This is a genomic window from Nostoc sp. ATCC 53789, from assembly GCF_009873495.1.
Classification (GTDB): Bacteria; Cyanobacteriota; Cyanobacteriia; order Cyanobacteriales; family Nostocaceae; genus Nostoc; species Nostoc muscorum_A.
Genome location: NZ_CP046706.1, coordinates 87,043 through 106,021 on the forward strand (window position 1 = coordinate 87,043; position 18,979 = coordinate 106,021).

27 protein-coding genes are annotated in these 18,979 nt (G+C 41.9%); 24 read left to right on the plus strand and 3 right to left on the minus strand.

Annotation, left to right across the window (positions count from 1 at the left end; translation table 11 throughout):
- Nucleotides 1–104: 104 nt before the first annotated feature.
- The 12 genes from GJB62_RS33735 (at nucleotide 105) to GJB62_RS33790 (ending at nucleotide 6,673) form a co-directional block, all read left to right on the plus strand.
- Nucleotides 105–1,178, plus strand: a complete 1,074-nt coding sequence (locus tag GJB62_RS33735; RefSeq protein WP_114083273.1) for a hypothetical protein — start codon at nucleotides 105–107, stop codon at nucleotides 1,176–1,178.
- Between the two features lie 133 nt (nucleotides 1,179–1,311).
- Nucleotides 1,312–1,761 (plus strand): DUF1257 domain-containing protein, encoded by a 450-nt coding sequence (locus GJB62_RS33740; RefSeq protein ID WP_114083272.1) that lies wholly within the window; start codon nucleotides 1,312–1,314, stop codon nucleotides 1,759–1,761.
- Between the two features lie 3 nt (nucleotides 1,762–1,764).
- Nucleotides 1,765–1,971: a DUF2997 domain-containing protein gene (locus GJB62_RS33745; RefSeq protein ID WP_114083271.1), complete on the plus strand. Its 207-nt coding sequence runs from the start codon at nucleotides 1,765–1,767 to the stop codon at nucleotides 1,969–1,971.
- A gap of 90 nt (nucleotides 1,972–2,061) precedes the next feature.
- Entirely contained in the window at nucleotides 2,062–3,684 is a 1,623-nt protein-coding gene (locus GJB62_RS33750; RefSeq protein ID WP_114083270.1) for an AAA family ATPase, read from the plus strand.
- A gap of 198 nt (nucleotides 3,685–3,882) precedes the next feature.
- A complete protein-coding gene (locus GJB62_RS33755; protein ID WP_114083269.1) occupies nucleotides 3,883–4,239 on the plus strand; it encodes a hypothetical protein in 357 nt (118 codons plus the stop codon).
- Between the two features lie 13 nt (nucleotides 4,240–4,252).
- Complete coding sequence (locus GJB62_RS33760) at nucleotides 4,253–4,813, plus strand: WGR domain-containing protein (RefSeq protein WP_114083268.1); 561 nt, start codon at nucleotides 4,253–4,255, stop codon at nucleotides 4,811–4,813.
- 71 nt (nucleotides 4,814–4,884) lie between these two features.
- Nucleotides 4,885–5,154: a hypothetical protein gene (locus tag GJB62_RS33765; protein WP_094331091.1), complete on the plus strand. Its 270-nt coding sequence runs from the start codon at nucleotides 4,885–4,887 to the stop codon at nucleotides 5,152–5,154.
- A gap of 113 nt (nucleotides 5,155–5,267) precedes the next feature.
- Complete coding sequence (locus tag GJB62_RS33770; protein ID WP_094331090.1) at nucleotides 5,268–5,465, plus strand: hypothetical protein; 198 nt, start codon at nucleotides 5,268–5,270, stop codon at nucleotides 5,463–5,465.
- Nucleotides 5,462–5,677: a hypothetical protein gene (locus GJB62_RS33775; RefSeq protein WP_114083267.1), complete on the plus strand. Its 216-nt coding sequence runs from the start codon at nucleotides 5,462–5,464 to the stop codon at nucleotides 5,675–5,677. Before GJB62_RS33770 ends, GJB62_RS33775 begins: the two co-directional genes overlap by 4 nt.
- Nucleotides 5,678–5,692: 15 nt before the next feature.
- Nucleotides 5,693–6,037, plus strand: coding sequence for a hypothetical protein (locus tag GJB62_RS33780; RefSeq protein WP_245246324.1), 345 nt, complete (start codon nucleotides 5,693–5,695; stop codon nucleotides 6,035–6,037).
- Nucleotides 6,038–6,051: 14 nt separating this feature from the next.
- Complete coding sequence (locus GJB62_RS33785; RefSeq protein ID WP_104899649.1) at nucleotides 6,052–6,264, plus strand: hypothetical protein; 213 nt, start codon at nucleotides 6,052–6,054, stop codon at nucleotides 6,262–6,264.
- Between the two features lie 52 nt (nucleotides 6,265–6,316).
- Nucleotides 6,317–6,673, plus strand: a complete 357-nt coding sequence (locus GJB62_RS33790) for a hypothetical protein (protein WP_114083266.1) — start codon at nucleotides 6,317–6,319, stop codon at nucleotides 6,671–6,673.
- 236 nt (nucleotides 6,674–6,909) lie between these two features.
- Here GJB62_RS33790 and GJB62_RS33795 read toward each other — a convergent pair whose 3' ends face one another.
- Entirely contained in the window at nucleotides 6,910–7,125 is a 216-nt protein-coding gene (locus GJB62_RS33795; protein WP_069071775.1) for a hypothetical protein, read from the minus strand.
- A 148-nt stretch (nucleotides 7,126–7,273) separates the two neighbouring features.
- Between GJB62_RS33795 and GJB62_RS33800 the strand changes: the two genes are divergently transcribed.
- The 10 genes from GJB62_RS33800 to GJB62_RS33850 all read left to right on the plus strand — a co-directional run bounded on the left by GJB62_RS33800 (nucleotide 7,274) and on the right by GJB62_RS33850 (nucleotide 13,293).
- Nucleotides 7,274–7,720 (plus strand): hypothetical protein, encoded by a 447-nt coding sequence (locus tag GJB62_RS33800; RefSeq protein ID WP_114083264.1) that lies wholly within the window; start codon nucleotides 7,274–7,276, stop codon nucleotides 7,718–7,720.
- A complete protein-coding gene (locus GJB62_RS33805; protein WP_114083263.1) occupies nucleotides 7,717–8,229 on the plus strand; it encodes a hypothetical protein in 513 nt (170 codons plus the stop codon). The genes GJB62_RS33800 and GJB62_RS33805 overlap by 4 nt, the downstream gene beginning before the upstream one ends.
- Nucleotides 8,230–8,294: 65 nt before the next feature.
- Nucleotides 8,295–8,615 carry a hypothetical protein gene (locus GJB62_RS33810; RefSeq protein WP_114083262.1) on the plus strand — a complete coding sequence of 107 codons (321 nt, stop codon included), beginning with the start codon at nucleotides 8,295–8,297 and terminating at the stop codon, nucleotides 8,613–8,615.
- 16 nt (nucleotides 8,616–8,631) lie between these two features.
- A complete protein-coding gene (locus tag GJB62_RS33815) occupies nucleotides 8,632–9,072 on the plus strand; it encodes a hypothetical protein (RefSeq protein ID WP_114083261.1) in 441 nt (146 codons plus the stop codon).
- Nucleotides 9,073–9,075: 3 nt separating this feature from the next.
- The gene (locus GJB62_RS33820) at nucleotides 9,076–9,363 is read left to right on the plus strand and encodes a hypothetical protein (protein ID WP_104899637.1); all 288 of its coding nucleotides are present in this window, start codon (nucleotides 9,076–9,078) and stop codon (nucleotides 9,361–9,363) included.
- 45 nt (nucleotides 9,364–9,408) lie between these two features.
- Complete coding sequence (locus tag GJB62_RS33825; RefSeq protein WP_114083260.1) at nucleotides 9,409–9,786, plus strand: four helix bundle protein; 378 nt, start codon at nucleotides 9,409–9,411, stop codon at nucleotides 9,784–9,786.
- 82 nt (nucleotides 9,787–9,868) lie between these two features.
- Nucleotides 9,869–11,410 carry a hypothetical protein gene (locus tag GJB62_RS33830; RefSeq protein WP_159402668.1) on the plus strand — a complete coding sequence of 514 codons (1,542 nt, stop codon included), beginning with the start codon at nucleotides 9,869–9,871 and terminating at the stop codon, nucleotides 11,408–11,410.
- Nucleotides 11,411–11,792: 382 nt separating this feature from the next.
- The gene (locus GJB62_RS33835; protein ID WP_114081134.1) at nucleotides 11,793–12,101 is read left to right on the plus strand and encodes a hypothetical protein; all 309 of its coding nucleotides are present in this window, start codon (nucleotides 11,793–11,795) and stop codon (nucleotides 12,099–12,101) included.
- A gap of 2 nt (nucleotides 12,102–12,103) precedes the next feature.
- Nucleotides 12,104–12,295: a hypothetical protein gene (locus GJB62_RS33840; RefSeq protein ID WP_069067941.1), complete on the plus strand. Its 192-nt coding sequence runs from the start codon at nucleotides 12,104–12,106 to the stop codon at nucleotides 12,293–12,295.
- An 812-nt stretch (nucleotides 12,296–13,107) separates the two neighbouring features.
- Nucleotides 13,108–13,293 carry a hypothetical protein gene (locus GJB62_RS33850; protein ID WP_114081136.1) on the plus strand — a complete coding sequence of 62 codons (186 nt, stop codon included), beginning with the start codon at nucleotides 13,108–13,110 and terminating at the stop codon, nucleotides 13,291–13,293.
- Between the two features lie 72 nt (nucleotides 13,294–13,365).
- Here the strand turns inward: GJB62_RS33850 and GJB62_RS33855 are convergent, their stop codons facing one another.
- Both GJB62_RS33855 and GJB62_RS33860 read right to left on the minus strand, forming a co-directional pair.
- Nucleotides 13,366–13,620, minus strand: a complete 255-nt coding sequence (locus tag GJB62_RS33855) for a hypothetical protein (protein WP_245246228.1) — start codon at nucleotides 13,618–13,620, stop codon at nucleotides 13,366–13,368.
- Between the two features lie 130 nt (nucleotides 13,621–13,750).
- On the minus strand, nucleotides 13,751–14,437 hold the full coding sequence (locus tag GJB62_RS33860) for a hypothetical protein (protein WP_159402669.1): 687 nt from the start codon (nucleotides 14,435–14,437) through the stop codon (nucleotides 13,751–13,753).
- A 351-nt stretch (nucleotides 14,438–14,788) separates the two neighbouring features.
- Between GJB62_RS33860 and GJB62_RS33865 the strand changes: the two genes are divergently transcribed.
- Together GJB62_RS33865 and GJB62_RS33870 are read left to right on the plus strand one after the other, a co-directional pair.
- A complete protein-coding gene (locus GJB62_RS33865; protein WP_114081117.1) occupies nucleotides 14,789–17,506 on the plus strand; it encodes a TnsA endonuclease N-terminal domain-containing protein in 2,718 nt (905 codons plus the stop codon).
- Entirely contained in the window at nucleotides 17,507–18,973 is a 1,467-nt protein-coding gene (locus tag GJB62_RS33870) for an ATP-binding protein (RefSeq protein ID WP_114081118.1), read from the plus strand.
- Nucleotides 18,974–18,979: the final 6 nt, after the last annotated feature.

Genomic DNA, 18,979 nt, shown 5'->3' on the forward strand with positions numbered 1-18,979 from the left:
AAGCTCTACAAAAGTAATCTATAGGGCTACTAAAGACATTCAAATAGCCACAAAGAAAGCTTCGCTGAATTGAAAGTGAAAAATAGTGATTGAGGTGAATAATCATGGTACAAGCAATCGACAATCCTGTTGCTGCAAATTTCCTAACTGATGCAGTAGTCGAGCGCCACAATTTCTCACAATTAAATAAAACTCGTATTCGCTTTCGTATTCAGTTGAAGAAAAGTACAAAGTCTGCCGCACCTAAATGGGCGGATGTGCTAAAAGCTGAAGTTTCTGAAATTGAATCAGACCTTGTGAAAGTTACAAATTCCGAAGTCGGTTTGCGGGGAATCAAGGTATTTAAGAAGCTGGATGAAGCTGCTGCCCAACTGAGGCAAGAGATTGCTTCAGTTCAAGAATGGATGTCTGCTGATACTGGCGATTGGGTTTGTCCGATTGATTTAGCTCCACTCGTTTGGAACCAGTTAATCAATATCAGAGATAATATCGCCCCTGGTTTACGCAATCAATTAAAAGCTGATTACGAAGCGGGACTTGTAGATTACCAAGAACGGATTGACCAGTTCCTCTCACTTAACACCTGGGAATTAGCACAGGATAAGCAAGAATCAGTCAAAGCCAACTTGCTAAGAGCATTCCCGACTCTGACCGATCTTGAAGACTATTTGCAGGTCGTTATTGGTCGTCCGGTGATTATCCCGGCATTGTCCGAACAACTGAACCAGCAACAAGCCGAATGTCTTGATCAGATTACCAAGTTCATCCAACAGTATGACCAAAATCTGGAGCAAAGGCTACGGGAATCAGCCTTGGCAGGTGGTGAACAACTTGCCGCCCAATTGCTTGAAGAATTAAGCGACTGGGAGCCAGGACGCAAGCCAATCCAGTTTAAAAAGAAGATGCAACGCCATCTGATGAAGGTTCAGGTACTACTAGCGAATGCTTCACCGGAGGCAGGCAGTAGCTTGGAGGCGATGATGGCGCACTTAGATTCTATCGTTAACGATCCAGCGATTGAGTCCAAGAATCTCGGTTCTGATACGCGCAGTCAATTGCAGCAAAAGATGCAAGAGATTCGCGCCAAGTTGTTAGATGAACAACGCAATCTACAATCACTTGCGACTGACGACGTGGGCTTATCGAAGGCTACCGTAATGTCGTTTAAGTTCAGGTAAAAAACAGTCTTGGGCGGGTGCATTCGCTCAAGACTGATCCCAATGGATTTAATACGTAGTTTCCAGAATAACCCAAAAAGGATATCGCATCCGTACTATTTCTCAAACCAATTTGAAAGCCTTGGAGCTAAAAATGTCACATTTCTCAACAGTTAAAACCAAGCTTACTAACCGTGAATGTCTGGTACAAGCTTTACAAGATTTGAAACTGAATCCGCAAGTTCACGAAACAGCACAGCCACTAAAAGGATACTACGGTGGCTCTCAAGGACAAAGTGCTGAAATCATCGTATCTGGTCACACCATAAAAACCCGTGCAGACATCGGGTTCAAATGGAATCAGTCAAGCGGCGTGTACGACGTAATACACGACAGTTACGAAACAGTTCCGAAGTTGGGCAAAGACTTTTTCAGTAATAAACTAATGCTGGCTTATGGTAAGCATTTGGTTCGTGTCAAAGCTGCCGAGTTACAAGAAAAATTTGGTGAATGTGCGATCGCTGAGTCAACTAGCGGAAGTGTGCAAACCCTACGCCTAACTTTTGCCGGACATCAGGAAGTTAAACAATTTGCACGGAGATAAATTATGGAACGCTCAATATTGATTCATTTTGACAGCGCTACAGGTGAAGTTCGCGTGGAGGCGGAGGGGTTCGAGGGGCTGAGTTGTTTATCGGCTACACAACCGTTTGAAGAGGCATTGGGAGTTGTGGAGGGCGATCGCATTTTCAAAGAAGAATCAGCACCACAACTTCGGACTACCCTAAGCAGCCAAACACGTTTGCGTCAGTAATCAGTCATCAGTTACCAGTCTTAACTCGGCTGGTAACTGCTGATCATAAAGGCTTCGCCATTTCATAAGTGAAATATTTGAATAATTGACATGAAACTCTCAAATCTGCTCTCCACGCTCGATTCCCAAATTCCGATCGCCGCACTTGATGTTCTGTCTCCTGATGAGGCAACTATCATTCAGTGGTTGACAACTGAAGCTAAAGAAAAACTCAACAGTCCAGTTTTCTTTTGGAACTTGGGAGTATCCAGCCTGGAGCAATGCCTGATTGCACCGGATGGTGGGCTGGTGTTTAAGTCAGTGCCAGAGTACAAAAGACCTGCTCATACAGATCCGTTGCTGTTCGTATTCGACTATATCAATAACTTTGATGGCGTTGGCGTGTTTATTCTGGGGGACATACACCCATTTCTTGGCAAGAATTCCCTACAGATGAGTTGGGAAATCTTGACCAGAGTGAAAAACCTTTACCACCGACTCAAACCTACAGAAAAACGGATCGTGCTGCTGGGTCAAAACATCGAACTACACGATTCTTTGTTAAGGCTCATCCCCTACTGTGAAGTGCCACTACCGAACATTGTCCAAATTCAAGACCATTTCGAGTCATATCTGGTTTTTCTTGAAGAATCTGCTACTGAGCAGGATGTCACATTTCGAGTGTCCCTGAGTTATGAAGAAAAAGAAACCTTTGCTCAAGCTGCGCTGGGACTGACGTTAGAGGAAGTCAGCGATTTCTTGCGACTGACCGTTAAAGAGCGTTTGAGCCAGAATGGTATTTTGATTGATGCCGCAGTTACGCCTCTAATAGTCGAGTACAAAACTCGGCTGCTGGCTCAGATGGGAATTGAGTTAGGCAAACCTGCAACTATCCCCTTTGGCGGACTCGATTTACTGCGTGAATGGCTGATGAGGCGGCGGCGACTGTTCACTCAAGAGGCGCGATCGCTGCATCTGCCGCAACCCAAAGGCGTATTGTTGGCGGGGCCTCCCGGAGTTGGTAAAAGTTTACTTGCTAAAAACATCGCAACTATACTGAATTTACCACTCCTACAACTAGACATTGCGTCCCTTTTAGGCTCACTCGTTGGCGAGTCCGAGGGCAATGTCCGCCGCGCACTTAAAACGGCTGAAGCTATTGCCCCATGCGTATTATGGGTTGATGAGATAGAAAAAGCACTTTCGGGAACTGGTGACACGAGTGGAGTCTCACAGAGGATTCTGGGCAATATTCTCACGTTTATGTCGGAATCACAGTGTGGTGTGTTTGTCGTGGCAACTTGCAATGACCCCTCAGCACTGCCAAGTGAGCTAAAACGGAAAGGCCGCTTCGATGAAAATTTCTTTGTTGACTTGCCCACAGAACCTGAGCGTGTACAGATTCTGGGGATTCATCTACAACGTTTTGGCATTCACCTGGAATCCGAATATCTCGAAGCGATCGCCGCGAACACCACAAAGTTTTCAGGGGCAGAACTGGAAACGCTAGCATCTGAAGCTGCTCTGCTGGCATTCGATGAGGGTAGACCGCAGCAGGTAACACTTACTGACCTCGAAACCTGTCGTCAAACCATTACCCCACTTGCAATTCAGGATGCGGCGGCGGTTGAAAGAATGCAGGTGTGGGCATCCACCGCACGACGAGCTAGTAGTCCTGTGGTTGCAGCGCAAACTCAATCTTTGCGTGCTGCTAAGTTTCGGAATATGAACTGAGAAATAATCTTGGGGAAAGGGGAAAGGGGAAAGGGGAAAGGGGAAAGGAATAAAGAAAACCCTCTTTCCCCCTTCCCCTTTTCCCCTTTTCCTTTTACCCTTCTTGAGGGCGATTGTCTCCTGATTCTATGGGGGCAATCACTCTTTTTTTTAGTAATTGAGAGCAACCAATTAACATAGTTAATAAGGCGAATAAAGATGACGACAGACTTAGTTACTTATTACGGGCAGACTCCAACTATTGACCAACTGGTTGATAAATATGGTGTGTATTTAGAGAAGTTGGACAGACAAACTAAGCTTATGCTCCGAATGGCATTAGCAACTTACATTTTTACGTTAGAAAAAGACAGTTCTACTAAGCATACTGTTGCTGAGGCACTTGAGGATGCCTTGTCTAATCTGGGCTTATTAGTTTCATATCCATTGTATAAAAACTTGTTTGAGGATGTCTGCTCTGTTTTAAATGGACTAACAACTCTGGAAGCGGAAACATTACTTGAAGCACTACAACATCAAATTCGATGGGGCAATGCCCAGAAGTTAGCGAGTTGACTGGGTTAAAAACATGGAAATCTATTTAGTCTTTGTTGATACTATCCGAAACAGCAATAAATTCTGGGCGGCCATTGTCGAAGATGGTAATTTAACAGTGCAGTGGGGCAGAGTCGGCTATCAAGCGCAAACCAAAGTTCACACATTAGGCAATCATCAGAGAGCGGTTAGCAAATTCAACACTCTGGTAGCCGAAAAGATGATGAAAGGCTACAGAAGAAGTCAGTCAAAAATCGATAGTAATTGTGAAGTTTCTGAAATCAACAGAGCCATTGAATTACTAAAGATTATCCGTCCTTATGTAGAGCAGAGAAATTTTTCAGTTGCTTATATCAATGCTCTAAATCAATATCTGAAGATTGTCCCAACACCTTTAGGTATGCAAATCGAACCATACAGGGTATATCGCTCAGTAGAAGATGTCGATTATCAAATGGGATTACTCAATTCTCTATTGGCGACACCTGCACCAATTGCTGCTGCGGTGGCTGTTGGTCATGCCCCTGAAGCAACAGCAGAAACGGCAGTTGTCAGTCTTAAGACTATCAGTAAGAACTTCTGGCGACATTTGTAATTTGAGAAGCGTCACTTTGTAAGAGATGCCAAATAGCTACACTTCATTTTGGAATATTGTTTGAGTAAATTATGGAAATCAAGACTATTGCTGTAACTTACACGCGTAAGTTCAATTTAGGTGACTACGAATCTTTAGAGTTAACTTGCTCACTATGGGGACAAATTGACCCAAAAGAAGAAGATGCACAAGGGACGACACAATTTCTATTTCAACAAGCAAAGGATTCAGTTAAGGAAGCTGCAATCCCAGTAATTAAAGCTTCCACACATCAAATGAATAAAGCCAAAATGTACAAGCACTCTGCAACAAATCAATTTGATGATCTTGATAATTTCTAATAACTAAGATTCACGTTTTAAATTCAAAAATACTTTAGTCAAGCATTAATACTGCTTGGCTATTTTTTTCTGCCATCGCTTTGCTTCCTACAAACCACAACAGGAAAGACATCATGCCTAAAAAAGCTAACCCAGTCCCAAAAGACCATTCCCAGTTATGCCTTCAGTACCTCCGCCGTTGCGGTGGCAGCGCTCGATTATCTGCCATCAGCTTTAGTCTCTGTGTCATACAAACATTAGTTAATCGCAAGCTGGTAAAAGTGACAAATACAGGTGCAGGATTTTTTGTGGAGTTGGATGAAGCGAAATGAAAATACAAGTCGAGCAGCTAACTGCTAACGAATTTTTGTGGGCGAAAGACTGGATAAAAGAGTGTTTGCCTTGGCGCGATTTATCCTGCCCTGAAGAAGTTGAAGAACTCACAGAACAAGAAATAATTTCCGGCATCAAAATCCACTATAGCGGAGGGATAAAACAGTTCAAGTTGTCTGTAGAGGATCATATTTTTCCTAGTAATTCATGAGAATAAGTGAAACCGATGGCTAATCACAAACAAATTGCTCGTTCAAGTATGCAAGAGCCAAAAGTCCGGTTAGTTAAAAATCATCGTCCAAGAAGACGATTCAACTCCAAAGTATTCATAGATCGCACCATAGAAACAACTGCAATTATCTCTCTACTAATTACTGGATTTTCTGGAGTTGGGGCAATGGCTTGTTGGGGGCTAGAAGTAATCGAGACAAATGCTAATCCCAACATAATCATCTCTGGTTGGGAGCAGCAAAAAAATATTTGCCTGGGTGCAATGCTCGTCAGTTTTTCCGCCTTCTTAGGGAGTTCTTTAGTCGGAGCAAGTGTAAGTATTCAACGAGATAAATTTTAGGTGAGTTAACGGCAATGAAAGAGTACAAAACCAAACATGGCGGCTACAAAATCGAGACTACTGAATTATCAGATGGTGCTGTAGATGTTCACGTTGGGAAGCAGGGCTTTTTTAAAACAACTTGGGCATCACCTTCAACTCAAACTTTTGACAATCATACACAAGCTGTTGGCCACGCAAAAAAGGCTATTGATAACGGCGAAATCGATTCAGTTTTACAAAGTTGAAACTAATGGAAATTCGTTCCTTTCAACCATCTAAATTTAGAGGAGCAAGAAAATGACATTAACTTTAGATAATCGCTCTCGAAACAAAGAATCGTCCTTGACGCAAGCATTACGGCAGATACAACAGCTAAACTCCAAGATTCAAGAGTTAGAGCAGCAGCATCAAGATTACGTGCAGAAGCAACAGAATTTGATTCCAGCGATCGCTGAGATTTGTATTTCTCCGATCCAGGAAGTACAGGCGCTGCGGATTCTGATTTATCGGGGAGAGACAGGCTGTCGGCAGTACCTGCGTTCAGTGTTGGTTAAACAAAGTCAGGCTTCAAAAATGACCACAGAACAAATAGAAAAACCCGCTTTAGATAAAAGAGCCAAAAACCGGGGTTTTCTGCAAAATTCAAAAAAATGAATTTTCTTTCTCACAGAGGCGCGGAATCAGTCAGGGCAAGGGATTGAGCAGACCATGAGACAGTTATTTTCACGGCATTACTAGGGTTTTGAGCCTCATCGAAATCATCCGCGTGTCCCAAAGCCTTGATGCTACCGTGTTTGAGGTCGAGCAGAGTCTCATGGTCTGCTTGCTTTTTAGCGAAGGCACAAAAAAAAAGGGGTGCAATATCCCCCTTTTGACTAAATCCCGTCAACTTATTCAGCTGTACTTTGTGCTTCAGGAATCAAACCCAACTGGTAACGGGCAAGAGTTCCTTGAAGGTGAAGCGCAAATCCTTTTTCCCAAAAGACGCGATGCATTTCTGACTCATTCCAGCCCTCCATTGCTTGAACTCGCTTTGCTGCTTCATACAACGGTTCTGGAATAGAAACTCCAGTCTGAACCATTTTTGGTGTAGTTTTCTTAGGCATTTTCTCCTCGACAATAACACTTACCTAACTTTACCCCTATAGTTCTATGTTTTTTCCGAGAATTTTTTCAGAATAATAGCTCATCTATAGGGTTATAGATGGGGTATTTATGTTAATCTAGAATTGCAAAGATGTTACGGCTGTTTCTATGGCAGGAACAATTCTGAGGAACGAATATGAAAAAATTGTTGGTCAAGTTAGTGATTACACTTGGCCAAGAATTCTTCGTCGATTAGAAATATCTGATACCACCAGTGCTAAAGCAGGGGTAATTCTGCTGGTGAGAGCTTATGCTCAACTAAAGCTTTTAAACCCCAATCGCACCATTCGATTATCAGATGTTCAACGCTACGAATTTATTTGTTCAAACTTGCCACAATTGTCATGCAACGGCGCTCAACTCTTTGAAGCATTACAAAGGCTAGAACCGCGACCATCTAAACCAACAATTTATCGGTGGGGTCAAGAAATTGGAGTGCCATTTTCTGTGGACAAGATGTACACAGAAATTGAAATTCAGCAATGGGTAAAGAAAATTGCTTCTCAAACTAAATTTAAGTTTCGTCAACCTAAATCAATTGGAGCCACTTCATGAACGATTTACAAGAACTTCTCATTGCTAATGGAATCGAAATGAGTTCTGAAGAACTACGCTTGTACTTACAACAGAAAAGCGTAGATCCTGATGCGATTACTGAGGCAGAAATTATTGCCATCTCTGACGAACTTGTGGCACTCAAAAAAGCTAGTAATTTAATTGTTTCTAGCAATGGTAAAACAGCTAAAGCTACCAAACGTACTGCCAAAACCAATAAAGCTCAACAGAGCATGAGTGATTATAAAACTTCACTTGCCAATCAGGCCAAGCAGTCGTTAGCAGAGATTCAATCTTTTAATTCTGCAATTACCCAAGGGACACGTGAGTTTGCTCACAAGGAGGCAGTTGAAACAATCGAAACTTTAGCTAATGTGTCTAACGAGTATTTAGCAGAAGTAGCACAGTTCGCCAAAGAATTCCAGGGAGAACCAGAAGCCTTTTTTCGGTTCGGTCAGGAGATTACATCGTTCTATCTCTCTGCTAGCAATGCAGATGCGACCGAATAAATTCATCTTGGTAGCAGCAGTACTAAATCTGCTGCTATTAACCCTCGTTTTGGGCGTGGCAATATATGGAGCAACAAGACCAAACCCATCGCAAAGCATTAAATATTCACCTGAAGAAGGACGGGGAATTGAATCTGTCAGGGCTGACACTAGAAAATCTGACAACAGAAGAATTCCTGGTAGTCCAGCAAATTATTGATGAGTCGAGAGTGCGCTCGCAGTCCAATAGACAGATTGAGGAATTGATGCAACGGGGAATGATGGCTCAAACTGCGATCGCAGCTTTTACTATATTGATGTTTTCGTTCATGGGTATATATGGCATAACCCGATATATCGGCTCACAAGTTCAACAAGTTCAGCAGACTTATACCAATTTTAAGTAGTAGGGGGGAGAAAGCAATGTTAGGGAAATGGCTTCCTGGTTTATTTGGTAGTAAAGGTGATGGAGTAGTATCAACGGATTTAAGAGTTGGGGATGCGACCCAAATTGAGGGTAATTTACCTGCATCAATCCGCGATCGCTACACATTGCCAGCTTACACTACAGCAAAGCAGGTTCTTGATGAAGCAGAAGTGGCTGGCACTCTAAAAGCACAGAAGTGGTTGCACACTAAATTTTCCCGGCACAGGCTCAAGCAGTTGCAATCCTTGGCAGAGATGTATAAAAACCAATTGGCATATTCCCAAGAAGCCATGAAGGTTGAGGAAGATTTGCAGCGAACCAGGGGATTACATGGGGAGGCAGTGATCCGTCATGCCTTCGGTTCCCAGGAACAGCAGCGTCAACTTGGGGGATACGAAAAAGCATTTGATGAAGTGGGTGATAGCTTTAGGTTCTAGGTTATGCAAATCAAGCTCTCTCATATAGGATATGCAGTGTCTGGGGTTGGCTTTTCTATGTTTATGGGTTATTTATCCGTTGCCAGCCCCGTTAGTCGATACATTCTTTGGTTTATTGGCATAATTTCTATCTGCTGCATAGTTCTGGGGTTATTCAACTTTGGCGGTTTAGTCATTAAAGGATTCGGCTTTAACCGCAAAACTTTCATTATTGGATTAATGCCTGGAGTCATATTTCTGTTTGTGTTTTTGACTTTAGTTGCAGCCGGTGTTGCGTTGGGGGTGAGGTAATGTTAGGGGAAAAGGGAAAAGGGGAAAGGGAAAAGGGGGAAATAAATGGAGAGAAAGAAAGTTGAGAGTTTTGAAGATTTAAGAGTGTGGCAAAAAGGAATTGAGTTAGTTAAATGCATTTACTTAATTACTAAAGAAGGTGAGTTAAGTAGAGATTTCGGTTTAAAAGACCAATTAAGACGCGCTTCTGTTTCAATACCCACAAATATTGCTGAGGGGTTTGAGCGATATTCTCGAAAAGAATATGTAAATTTTCTGAATATTGCGAAAGGATCTGCGGGAGAAGTTCGGAGTCTGTTAAGAGTCGCATTGGAAATTGGTTATTTAGAGCAACAAACTTACTCAAACCTTTATAACCAAGCTTTAAATTTAAGCCGAATGTTATCTAATCAAATTCAATCCATAAATCAATCACCAAAGTAATAAAATCTTACCCTTTTCCCCTTCCCCTTTTCCCCTTTCCCTTTTTCAGGTCAAAGTTAATTGAAGATTTCGAGAGTGAATTATGGGATTTGAATTACAACGTCTAACTGCCAGTAGCGTCATTCATGCAGAACGGACTATCTTATGTTCTTTAGGAGCGAGTGCAGTATTATGCCTGTCTGCTCCTTTTTTCTTAAACACTGACCGAATCACAACCGGGATGCTGCTTGGTGCTGGAACGCTAAGTGCTGGCTTATTTGGGGTATCTGCCCAAATCAGCGAAGGCAAACAGAAAGTATACCGCTCTTTAGAAGAAGCTGACCTGAAATCACTTAAGCAGCATTTACAAGGTGAAGCTGTTTATGATTATGTCACCACTGCGATCGCAGCTAAACGCCGAGTTGCTGATTATGTGAATCGGCTACCAGTGCAAGAGCGCCCCCGGTGGATAGCTGAATATCAGTTGCAAGGGTTGGTTACACTCCCAGAACCACCAGCACAACAATCACCTTCACCGACTGGTATTCCCAATCCCGATATTGCTGACATTGATGAAGAATCGGTGCAGTCCGTGATTAATCCGGGTGCGATGAAAGTTCTCCAAGCGATCGCAGCTAATTATCCTGAGTACATCAGAATTGATGGTGCTTGGATTGATGAACTGTGTGATGCTGCATCTAATCAAAATATGACCCTTCGCAGTAATCACCATTTCTACATTTCTGGTGGCACACAATCCGGCAAGTCAACTCTGGCTGGAGTGATTATTAATAAAATTGCTGCAAAATCTCAAAGTCCGGCAATTGTCATTGGTAGTGATCCAAAAGATGAAGTTACCAGATGGCTGTGCAAGTTCAGCCGTAAGTTTGACGGCATGAAAGCCTTAAGAGATTGGATTACTTTCGCCACTAACATGATTGACCAACAAAAAGCTAGGGTTGCAAAAGTTGGTGGTGAATGTCAGGGTGTTCCCGAATTATTTCTTGCTCAAGATGAGGTGGACTCTGTATTTGGTGGTGGCAAGGGACTTCCAGGAATGGTTGATGCTGATACCGCCAAAGACTTACAGGGTTTTTGGAACTATGTCATCAAATTCACTGCTGGGTTAAAGGGTCATGGTTTATTTATGGGCCAGTCCCCACTCTCTGGAGAAACCGGATTTAGCCGCCCGTCCTTAAAGAATGTCTGTTTTATTGCCACAGGGCAAACATCCTCTTATATTCTTGACCATCCCCAAGACTTTGTAAATCTCAAAAAAGAGATTTTGGAGATGTTACGCCAAGCTTGCGAACTACTAGATAAAGCTGGTGTACGTTATGCCTTAGTAATTCCCACTCGGTCTAATCCCTTCGTTGCCCTAATCCCGGAATTTGATATCAAAGGTCTGGAACAAAAACAGGATTCCAAACCGAATGCTGACACTGTTAATAGTTCTAAAAATAATCAGCAATCCTCACAGCAGCAGGTTGACTGGTATGAAGAAATTCGAGAATGGGCAAAAGAATTAGGGAGAAGACCGCATTTTCAGGAAATCAAACAGAAGTGGCAAGAATTAACGGGGCAAGAGTTAAACGAAAAGGGGGTGACATTACTATTAGAAAATCTCGGCTACACAGACGATTAAACTGGAATGCTCGATATGGTAATCCCAAAGAGTACAGAAAACAAGTAGCGATCGCTCACCGAAAAACTCACAATTATTGTGTAGTCTGCTTGACTAACAAAAGTGAAGAGATCCATCACGCTTACTATGGAAATGACGTTATTGGGGTATCGACATTTTCTACATGCTACCGTTGTCATCATGAGATTTGTCATAGTCCAATCAACTGGATTAAGAATCCTAATAATCCTGTTTGGGGGAATCGCAATACTGACGAATTTATTACGAGATTGAGGCTGGGATATCAGCTACTTTATGGAGGAATCAAACATTTTTAATTAGTTGAACAGTGTCGTTAATTTTCCTAAAAATTAAGTTTTAAGCTAATCGGAGAAGAATTCTCATGTATAACAGCGAATACGATGATTTAAGTTTTGAAGAGCAATTACATCTGACTGAATCCCTTATCAGACGGCGACATAATCAGCAGATTTTCTTGCGCCGAAATGCTCAATTGTTGCAGCAAGAGTTAAGCTTTGAGGCTGAATTGTTAGAAGACAATCCAGAGTTCGCCCAAACTATTTACGCTTTCAATATGCAGGAGATTCAGATTAATCAGCAAGGGTTACAGAATGTTTTAGGTTCAGAAGAATCACCTTCAAAAGAACAAAGTGTTTGGAGTAAGTTTTTTCCGGGATTGTGTGGGAGATAAATATGTCTTGGTCGAAATCAATTTCCTTAGACGTTGCTAATAAGCTTTTTAACGTAATTGGGGTTTATTTTGAGCAGAATGACTTAGAGGGTGGTTATGTCGCCAAATATGAAAATAAGATATTGAGAAGGCCAACGTTAACCGCTTGCTGTATGGCTGTTTTAACTGACTGGGTAACAATAAAGGAGGAATAAATTTATGCTACAACTGGCTCAGATAAATCCAAATTCCTTTAGTCTGGTCTGATTGATACTAGTTTTCAGTCTTATAAATTCGATGAAATTCCAGATTAACTATGGATAACTTGCAAGAATTAATAAACAAAATTCAACCCAACATTGAAATAATTCAAGAATCTGAAACTAAAATCACTTTGCAGGGTAATTTCATTTCCAAATCTGGCACTGATGACCTTAAGTATTTTATTAGTTTGAGATTAATCTCAGCTTCTTTTACTTTTAATAACAAGCTAGAGCGCCGTACTTATCAAAAACCAAAAATGATTACTTGTGAAAATTCCTAATCAACTTGAATTTAAAGGTAACACGATTGAGGCACACGAGAAGCATAAAGGGTTTGAATTGAAGAAGAATTCAGAAGTCAGAATTCAGGAGTCAGAATCAATCAGTCGGGGATTCAGACCAGCGACTGATTGAAGACCACTAAATTTTCAATTTAGTGGGGGTATTAAACCCTTTTATTCATCCGCCAGTCACACAGAATTCAATTCTGAATTCTGGCTCCTGACTCCTGAATTCTGTTTTGATAATCGTTACCTATTACCAACCAGATCCCTACGATGTAGGTTCTTATATCTACTACATTAGAAATTCTAGTTTGGAGTTAGTAGTCGATAGCTATAAAGACCGATCATACGGGGAAGAGTCACTAGAAAAAGCATTAAATTTTGCAAGATTCACTATAGAAAATCATTTGATTGAAGATTAACTATAGCTTTTGAGCAAAATATGGAATTTGACTGTAGAGCAATAGGAGATAAAAATAAATGGGAATTAAAGTGACTTACTCAGTTTATATAGAATCTAACTCTGGCACAAAAGCGGATGTGTTAACCAATTTGCCTGATAGAACTGAAGCGTTAGAATCTGCCTTAAAGCTGAATCATATTGTCAAGGACGCAGGATACAGAGGTAAGGCTTGTAAAGTTGTTAACCATGATGGGGAAAAATGATGCTTGGGATAATCAAAACTGAGAATTTACATCAGGAGAAAAATATTCAACCGAGCGTTTCATGGGAAAATTTCAAGCCGTTTTAATAATAAACCATTTCGACTTTTTAATATTCTTTAGGTATTTGTCAGCATAGCGGAAAGCTGCCGCCTTATCGTGTTTTGCTATATTTAGTGCTTGTAACAATACGGATAAAGGAATTGCCACCTGTGTGAGCTTTTCGGCTAATATTATTGATTCTTCTTCTGTTGCTGCTACTGTCGCTTCTAATGGTTCAAAATTTATTTGCTTATTTATACGGTTATCTAACATTGTAGTATCAGCCATAAATCTACCTTCAAAACTTGTATAATGCAGTTTTACTGAAAGGCAGCAGGAATGAATCCGTGTTTATGCGGTACTTATTAATCAGCTAACTTTATAAATCCGCACAATTGCCGTAACGAACGCGTCTTGATTAAAAATCTCGTTCGCCATCTTTTTCCAAGATGGAAATTAATTCAAACACTCGCATATTTTCTCCCGTCCAAACTTTATCTAGCAACCGCAAATCTTCAAGAGTTAGGTCGCTCTCTTTCATTATCGATACATTTGTTTTACCCAGTGCCATTAACAAATCTTCAAATACCACTAAGCCATTAAACTCCAAGCCTTGAATCTCGGCTGATGCTAAGGCTGACAATCGCTCACCACAAATCTCAATCATGAACCACTCACAAAAATCTTTTTCCAGCAATGGATGACGACCACCGATCCCTTGCATCAGCCATAGACCATAGATACTGGCTGTCGGATCATCCATTGTGGCTAAACGTTTAGCTGCCACCTTCCCAAGATTCTCAAAAAATGGCACACCTAAAGCTTTTTCTAACATCTGCATTGACTCTGGTAGTGCATGAGCTACAACAGAAATTTGGCTATTTTCTAGTTGTTTAGAATGATATTTTTCTAAATATTCATTTGCTTCTTTTGATGCCAACATCCTCCCATCTGGGTGTAAGTTGAAATCAACCCCTGGCTTGAAACCTCCTTTAACTAGTTTTTGAGTCATGCTTGTCGATACATCTTTTACGGCTTGTTGATAACTTTCCTTACCTACGTATTCTTGCAAGAACCAAACAAAATTTGCATACTCTACTTGCACAAGTGTGCTTTTACCCCTTGGATGACCAAATTGTGAATCATACCCTGACCAAAAATTAACGACATTTCAAGGGTTATAGCCTAAACAGAACATAAAACTTTGCATAAGATTGTGTCCGCGTGTCCTGATTGTGAATCATAATAAAGCCTAGAGTTGTCACAACTAAAAACCGAAAACTTCTCCCGAATAATTCTCTAAAAATGACTAATAGGTACAACTTAGATGACAAAATATGGTTCAAAGTGACTAAGATATGATTCAATTCGCGTCTTCTTGGTGTTTTGAGAAGACTGTTATGAAGTTTGTGAATTCCCTGTATCACATAGGTCACGCCAAGGAGGTGAGGCTCAAATGAACGAATTCGAGTTTGAAGATTGGTGTAGGCAACAGCAACTAGCAACCCACACCATTGATTTGATTGCACTCCTCAGGAAATCCCCACCCTCACGTCGGGTACAAGGACGAACCAAGAACGTTTGTGGCGTGTATCCTAGTTCTAAAATGGGGGTCACAATTCAATTCGAGAGCCATACAGTGGAATTATGGGCGATTTACCTGATGGAACACGACCCCAAAGTTTTAGAGTTCTACGACCAGCCACCACCATTCAAAATCCAGTACAAAAATCAAGCAGGGCGTAATATCGGTCACTATCATACCCCTGACTTTTTTGTATTACGTCATGATGGTGCGTGCTGGGAGGAGTGGAAAACAGTTAAGGAAGTAGAGAAATTAGCACAAAAATATCCTGGGCGTTATCAAAAAACAGCATCCGGTCATTGGCGTTGCCCACCAGGAGAAGCCCACGCATCACAATTTGGTCTAAAATACTGCGTTCGTACTGATGCCGAATTGAATCCCGTTTTTACCCAGAACTTAATGTTTTTGTCGGATTACCTAGGATTTAAATCAAATTTGACAACAAATGTACACTCGATAGTTCTGGCTTACCTGGAAGCAAATCCAGGAATAACGATTGCGGCATTGCTACAAGAATTAAATGATGTATGTGCCAATGACATATACATCATGATTGCAACTGAGCTTCTGTACGTGGATTTGTTTGCTGTCCCCTTAGTTGAACATTGGCGGACACGATTATGGGTAAGTCAACAAACTCATGACGCTTATACACACGTATCTGTTGTAGGAGTGACTACAAAGAACGCTCCCAATAGTCTCACAACACTGCTACCTAACACAGCCCTTGAGTGGGATTCGGCGCTATGGACTTTAGTAAACTATGGCGAGACCACAACCACGCTATTACCAGAGTCAGGCTTCCCAATACAGTTACCCACAGCATTTTTTCTCCAGTTATTCGACAGTGGCACCATTAAAATCCATAACGGAGTTACAGATGCAACTATAAATGAAACAGTACGTACTTTAATGGAGGCCGCTTCTCCTGTTCACTTAAAAGAAGCGAACCGAAAATTTAATATAGTACAGGCATATTTTCAGCGCCATACAGATATCTATCAAGACATCAAAGAGCGTACCTTGCGTAGATGGGTACAACAGTTCCGTGAAGCAGAAGCAAGTTTAGGTTGCGGTTATGTTGGGTTACTACCACGGACACATCAGCAAGGGAATCGTCAACCAAAATCGCCCACAGATTCAAGTGAATTATTAGATAAATTTATTAAAGAGCATTTTGAAACACCAAGACAAGCGACAGGCGCTTCAGTATATCGGGCGTATGTCAGAACCTGTACAGCATTAAATATACAACCCCTTAGTAACCGCACTTTCTACCAGCGTTTAAAAAAGCGCCCAACTCATGAGCAGACATTAAAGCGTCAGGGAGCAAAAGCCGCATACGCAACAGAGCCTTTTGTATGGGAACTAGCTTTAAATACACGTCCTCACGGAAACCGGCCTCTGGAGATAGTCCATATTGACCATACCGAACTCGATATTGAATTACGCTCACTTGCTACAGGTCGGCTACTTGGGCGACCTTGGCTAACATTACTGACCGATGCCTATTCCCGGCGAATCTTGGCAGTTTATCTGACTTTTGATGCACCTTCTTACAGGTCTTGCATGATGGGGCTACGTATTTTAGTCCAGCGCCAAGGTCGTTTTCCCTCAACATTGGTTGTAGATGGTGGCAAAGAATTCCACAGTATATACTTTGACACCTTGCTGGCACGTTACCACTGCACCAAGAAAACAAGACCTGGTGGCAAACCCCGCTTTGGGTCAGTAATTGAACGATTATTTGGGACGACAAATACTGAATTTATCTATAACCTACTAGGTAATACCCAAGCAAGTAAACAGCCCCGCCAACTCACCAAAACTGTTGACCCAAAACAGTTAGCTGTTTGGAATTTGGGAGATTTATATACTTACCTGACCCAGTGGGCTTACTCCATTTACGACTCAAATCATCACGACTCATTAGGTGCCTCTCCAGGCGTTGTTTATAACGAAGGGTTGTCAATTGCAGGAGAACGGTTGCACCGAAGTATTGCTTATAACGAAGAGTTCTTCATGGCAACACGTCCTTCCACCCCTAAAGGTCAAGCGAAAGTTCAGCCGGGATATGGGATTAAAGTCAATTATCTCTACTATTGGAGTGATGCTTTCCGCAATCCAAATGTAGAAAAAACATTAGTACCAGTACGCTACGACCCTTTTGATATGGGAGTTGCTTACGCCTATGTTGATGGGCGTTGGGTGAGATGTATCTCTCAGTATTACAGTACTTTCGTTGGACGCACTGAAAAAGAAGTGTTGTTAGCGGCACAAGAAATTAGGCAATTGAACAAACGTAGCGCCACGGCGACAAATTTGAACGCTAAACATTTAGCTGACTTCATTGCCAATGTCCAAGAACATGAAGCCTTGTTGCTGCAAAGATTGCGTGATTTGGAAAGTAAACGCTTACTAGAGAATTTAACGTCTAGTAATTCTTCAGACTCATCAGTAAACCAAGTAAAGGAAAGGTTGGCTGTATTGGCACAACAGAGTGAAGATGTTGCATCGCAGCACGTATCATCTCGAAACGTTGAACCGTTGGATCTAAGTTCACTGCCAATATTAGCGGAATACAAATAGATGGATTTAAACAGGAACAGGAGCGATGACATCAACTTACTTACTCAATTTAAGGAGTATGCAGTTTTACATCCACAGTTAGCACGGGTAGATATGCTGCTCATGCGTGCGATTCGAGAACCTGCTGGATTTGCTCATGTGTTGGTGTATGGGCCAAGTGGTGTGGGCAAGACGACGATGATACGGCAAATTGCCCGACGTTTAAATGCTCCTCACAGTGAGGATTTAGCAAAGAATTCCTCAAGCTACCGCAACGGTTATGTACCTCAATTACCTCTTTTACTGATAGAGACACGTCCACCTGACAGTGGGGTGTTTAATCGAACTGACTATTACCGGACTGCGCTGAAGCTTTTGAATGAGCCATTCTACGAGCGTCGTAGCATTGTAGACATTGATACATCGGAGGCATGGGAGAAAAAAGGGCGTGGACGTAGTAGCAAAGCTTCCCAGTTTAATGATTCTCCAGAACTGCGCCACGCATTAGAAGAAGCGATGACCAAACGTGGTGTACGTGCGGTTATCCTTGATGAAGCGCAACATTTAATGAAGATTGGGACTGGAAGTAATGCTGGCAAGCTTTTAGACCAGTTGGATTGGATTAAATCCATGACGAATGTTACGGGTGTTTTACACATCCTGATTGGTACTTACGAACTGTTAAATTTCCGCAATTTAAGTGGTCAAGCATCTCGGCGCGGTCTAGATATCCACTTTCCGCGCTATTTGTACCAAAATGAACAAGACCGTTTGGATTTTCAAGCCGCTTTATTGGCTCTTTTGAAGCAAGTACCTCTTGATATTAATATTCCCGAATTAATGCAGCATTGGCTTTACTTCTATGAACATTCTATTGGCTGTCTTGGAGTACTAAAAGACTGGCTCATCCGAACTGTGGCGGCGGCATTAGATGATGGAAATCAAGCTTTAACTTTAAAACAATTACACGAACATACCCTAACGCTAGCGCAGTGCGAACGTATGGCAATAGAAGCAACTGAGGGCGAAGAAAAACTTAGCTATATGGAGAGCCGTCGCGAACACTTATGGCATTTGCTACAAATAGGAATGGGTTCAACGGATGTACCGACTAATGCAGTCCCTCCTGAAACTCCGTTGGTCGGTAGTGAAATCACTTCATCGCAAACAGAGTCACCACCTAAAACAAAGCGGACTCGGAAAAAGCCAAACGTACCTGCACCACAAGAATTCACGACCACAACAGCAAACGAGATCCCTGTAGAGCCAGCCCCAAAAAAGAAGCAGACTCGCAAAAAAACTACATCTACTCAAACACTTGAAATTACTGATACACCACTTAGTAATTCCAGTGCTGACCTTCAGATGATAACCCAGGAGACGCAACAGCAAACAGATAAGAGCCGCGAGAAAAAGTCAGGCACACGGGTTGGGCAACGCAAACCCAAGCGAGACACTGTTGGGCATGAATCGCAGTCAACGACATAAGAATGA